Annotated in this window: 6 protein-coding genes and 1 pseudogene; 2 read left to right on the top strand and 5 right to left on the bottom strand. The window is 38.8% G+C overall.

From position 1 onward, the window contains the following. A partial coding sequence (locus F947_RS00285; protein WP_004969153.1) for a BrnA antitoxin family protein occupies positions 1 to 135 on the top strand: 135 nt, incomplete at its 5' end. Between the two features lie 25 nt (positions 136 to 160). On the opposite strand, the gene F947_RS00280 is transcribed toward F947_RS00285, so the two are convergent. The 3 genes from F947_RS00280 to mobQ all read right to left on the bottom strand — a co-directional run bounded on the left by F947_RS00280 (position 161) and on the right by mobQ (position 2,075). Further along, positions 161 to 412 carry a hypothetical protein gene (locus F947_RS00280; RefSeq protein WP_004969151.1) on the bottom strand — a complete coding sequence of 84 codons (252 nt, stop codon included), beginning with the start codon at positions 410 to 412 and terminating at the stop codon, positions 161 to 163. 197 nt (positions 413 to 609) lie between these two features. Then, positions 610 to 1,107, bottom strand: coding sequence for a hypothetical protein (locus tag F947_RS00275; RefSeq protein WP_004969149.1), 498 nt, complete (start codon positions 1,105 to 1,107; stop codon positions 610 to 612). After that, a complete protein-coding gene (mobQ, locus tag F947_RS00270; RefSeq protein ID WP_004969148.1) occupies positions 1,104 to 2,075 on the bottom strand; it encodes a MobQ family relaxase in 972 nt (323 codons plus the stop codon). The genes F947_RS00275 and mobQ overlap by 4 nt, the downstream gene beginning before the upstream one ends. Before the next feature lie 363 nt (positions 2,076 to 2,438). Between mobQ and F947_RS00265 the strand changes: the two genes are divergently transcribed. After that, positions 2,439 to 2,723 carry a hypothetical protein gene (locus F947_RS00265; protein ID WP_026438544.1) on the top strand — a complete coding sequence of 95 codons (285 nt, stop codon included), beginning with the start codon at positions 2,439 to 2,441 and terminating at the stop codon, positions 2,721 to 2,723. On the opposite strand, the gene F947_RS00260 is transcribed toward F947_RS00265, so the two are convergent. Together F947_RS00260 and F947_RS14825 are read right to left on the bottom strand one after the other, a co-directional pair. Further along, positions 2,720 to 3,016: a hypothetical protein gene (locus F947_RS00260; protein ID WP_004969146.1), complete on the bottom strand. Its 297-nt coding sequence runs from the start codon at positions 3,014 to 3,016 to the stop codon at positions 2,720 to 2,722. The two genes, F947_RS00265 and F947_RS00260, sit on opposite strands and share 4 nt — an antisense overlap. Further along, positions 3,013 to 3,166: pseudogene (locus F947_RS14825) on the bottom strand (replication initiation protein RepM); the annotation flags it as partial. The gene F947_RS00260 and the pseudogene F947_RS14825, both read right to left, overlap by 4 nt.

The following is a 3,166-nucleotide window of genomic DNA, read 5'->3' as shown; positions in this document are numbered from 1 at the left end:
ACTAAACAAGTGACTACAGTACGCATTGATGCAGATGTCATGCAATGGCTAAAAGCACAAGGCAAAGGCTATCAGACACGTATGAATAAGATTTTACGTGATGCAATGCTGAATGATTTAAAAAATCACCCATAAAAAAACGGAGCTTAAGCTCCGTTTTTTACAAACTATTTTTAAGCTTATAGAATCTAAATTCGGGGTAAATTAAACCTATAATAAAAAGAATGGTAAATGCTATCCATAGAAACAAAGCCATAGCTCTAAGCTGTTCTTCATTCCATGAGCTTGATTCCATATCTAAGAAAAAGATACTCTTCCAGCCTTTAATATAATCAGCTCCACCCCATGAAATAATCCATTTGAACATTAAGCTAACTGCCAAATAAATAAGTACCCACACCCATGTAGACATAAATTACCTTATTATTTTTAATCACTTATTGGATAATTATAACTGATCTTAATAGTCTTATTTAACATAAAATCTCTTATGCGAAATTTCAGCTCGATGCTTTGAAACATGGCTAAAGCCATGTTTCAAAGTCGGGCAACTTTGCGCTTGCTGTAATTTGATTTGTAATGAGAAAAACCAAGCAAAGTACCGATCAACTAGTATTTTTTAGGGTCGATCTGACACCAGTCATACGTTTTTTCTTTGACACTACTCGGTTCAAACGAATAGCAATTTTTCCGCATGATTCTCACCAATGTTTCACCATCACTTTCTCGAATTTGTAGCGGATATTTTTTTAGTACAGCCATATCAGCTCTACGTTCATCAATTTCGTCTTTGCTTGGCACGTATAAGAAGATAGCCAAAATGAACACCATCATCACAGCAACAAACGTGCTGGCAAAAATAATGATAAGTTTTAAGTTGAGCCTGTTTGTAGCTTCGTTTAATGCCTGAATACTGTTGTTTAATGCACCTGTATGCTTCTTATTTGCGTTTTCTAGCGATTTTTCAGCCTTGTCTAGCACTCCACTAGCGACTTGGTTGTAAAACTGCTCTAATCGCTTCTTATCGTCTGCTATGGCTTCTCGATATTCCTTCATGGATGCCAATAAAATATATAACTGGTCATCTAAATCATTTTGATTACTCATAATGACATTCCGCCTCTACTTAGTTTTTGAGATGCCTTGCGGAGTGCTTGCTCGGCTCGTTGTTTATCTAATTCTTGCTGTCGTTTCATTTCCGCTTGGCGTTCCAGTTCTAGACGTTTGGTTTCTTGGTTCTTCTGCCATTGATCAAAACCTTGATCGACACGGTTTAAACCACGCTGTAAAACGCTCTCTTTCTGCTGTTTCTGTTGGTCAAGCTGTTGGGCGTTCTGCTGTTTCACATTGTCATTAAAACGGCTGATTTCAGTGTCTATGCCTTGTCTGCGTAATTGGGTGACTTTAGTGCCTTCATGGATGGTGGCTTGTAGTCCGTTATTCTGATCGGCATAGCTGCGGTGATCTATTTTTTCCTGTATGCCTGCTCGTTCCAAAGCACGATTGGCAAGGTTTGCCCACGTTTCCCGAATCTGTTTAATTTCGTCTTGGGTTGTACCCATACCAAGGCTTTTTCGTTTGGCGTTGCTGAGTTCAATATCGGTTTTGGTGGTCAGAGTGAGTTTATTGTCTGCATCCAATTCGGCTTTTCGGGTTGTGAGCATGATATGGGCGTGATGGTTCTTATCATTTCCGCCTTTGCTGGGTTTGTGGATGGCTAAGTCTGCAATCACGCCATAGCGATCAACTAAGGCCGTGGCAAAGGCTTTTGCCAAGTCCTTACGTTGATCTGCGTCTAATTCATCGGGTAGGGCGATTACCCACTCTCTGGCGGTTCGGGCATCTTTGCGGTTTTCGGACTGTTCCGCCAAGTTCCAAAGTTGGCTGCGGTCAATTTCAATATTGAGATTAGACACAATTTCGGTATGGGCGACTCCATCCTTTCTCGTAAAGTCATGCGTCAGCCCTGTACGTTTATCTTCTAGTTTTTCCCCTGCACGATAAGCCATAGATGCAACGGCAGTTCTTCCCGAACTGCGGTTAACGGTTTTGGTTGTACAGTGGTAAATCGCCATTAAATTTTCCTTGTGGCATCCACGTATTGATTACATTTCGGGCATTCTTTTCTAATAGTTTGAATGGATACTCCATTCATTTGCTCTATAAGAATTTTAGGTAATTTGTATAAAAATTCATTCCCACAGTTTGAGCATATAAAAATATGCTGTTCATCAATATTGTATTTCTTCATTTGCTTTACCGCTCTTGCTTTTGCTTTTGGGGTTAAGGGGTGTCCCCCTTACGCATCTTTTGACTTGAATGAAATTCAAGTCGTAAGTGCGCATTTCATGAAAAACACGATAGCATATTACCCGCTTGAATTTCAATTCATAGGGTCTTATGCTTGAGTGGTTTTCTATATTCCGAAATTAACCGTTATGACTAAATCTGCTGAAAATATCGAAAAGAAAATTGAAGCCCAGTTAGAGAAGCTGAAACAGTTAAAAGCACAGAAACAGGCTATTGAAGCAAGAGAACGTACCAAAAAGAAAGAACAGGAGCGCAAGGATGATACTCGGCGTAAAATTTTGCTCGGTTCTTACTTGATTAAGAAAATGCAGGCAAATGAAGCCAATAAAGAAAAAATACTCGCTGAACTCAACGAATATTTAACAGAAAATAGAGATCGACAGCTTTTTGAGTTGCCCGACATTGAAGCCTAATTTTTCTTAGCTGTTTGGTTGTTTTGTTCGGCTTGATACTCTGGAATGAGCGTATTTAAAACCTTTTGAATATTGTCCTTGTCCTCGATTTGTAAATTATCCCGATAGTAAATTAAGTTCTGTATTTTGCTTTCCATCTGCATTTTTTCGGTGGGTTCGGCATCTTTGGATAGTCGGGATAATAGGAAGATATAACCGCATATATTTTCCCTCGCAATTTCATAATTTACGATGTTGAGGTATTCAACGGTCACATGCTTTAGATCGGTTGATAGGTTATTTAATTTAATCATGGCTGAAATCCTGATTTTTCTAAAATTGGATAAAGCTCTCTGAATTTTTCAGGCTCTAACAGCATATCTGCTATACGGATAGCAAATTGTTGGTAGCTTTCTGTACCTTGTGAATATTTCCCCATTTCAGGCATTTCTGACATTTTTTTT

Origin of the sequence: Acinetobacter towneri DSM 14962 = CIP 107472 (assembly GCF_000368785.1) — a bacterium.
Taxonomy (GTDB): Bacteria; Pseudomonadota; Gammaproteobacteria; order Pseudomonadales; family Moraxellaceae; genus Acinetobacter; species Acinetobacter towneri.
This window is presented reverse-complemented; position numbering and strand designations above follow the sequence as displayed.

Coding starts and splice junctions, on each gene's coding strand:
- F947_RS00260 (WP_004969146.1), bottom strand. CDS start 3,016: ATGATTAAATTAAATAACCTATCAACCGATCTAAAGCATGTGACCGTT.
- F947_RS00275 (WP_004969149.1), bottom strand. CDS start 1,107: ATGAGTAATCAAAATGATTTAGATGACCAGTTATATATTTTATTGGCA.
- F947_RS00280 (WP_004969151.1), bottom strand. CDS start 412: ATGTCTACATGGGTGTGGGTACTTATTTATTTGGCAGTTAGCTTAATG.
- F947_RS00265 (WP_026438544.1), top strand. CDS start 2,439: ATGACTAAATCTGCTGAAAATATCGAAAAGAAAATTGAAGCCCAGTTA.
- mobQ (WP_004969148.1), bottom strand. CDS start 2,075: ATGGCGATTTACCACTGTACAACCAAAACCGTTAACCGCAGTTCGGGA.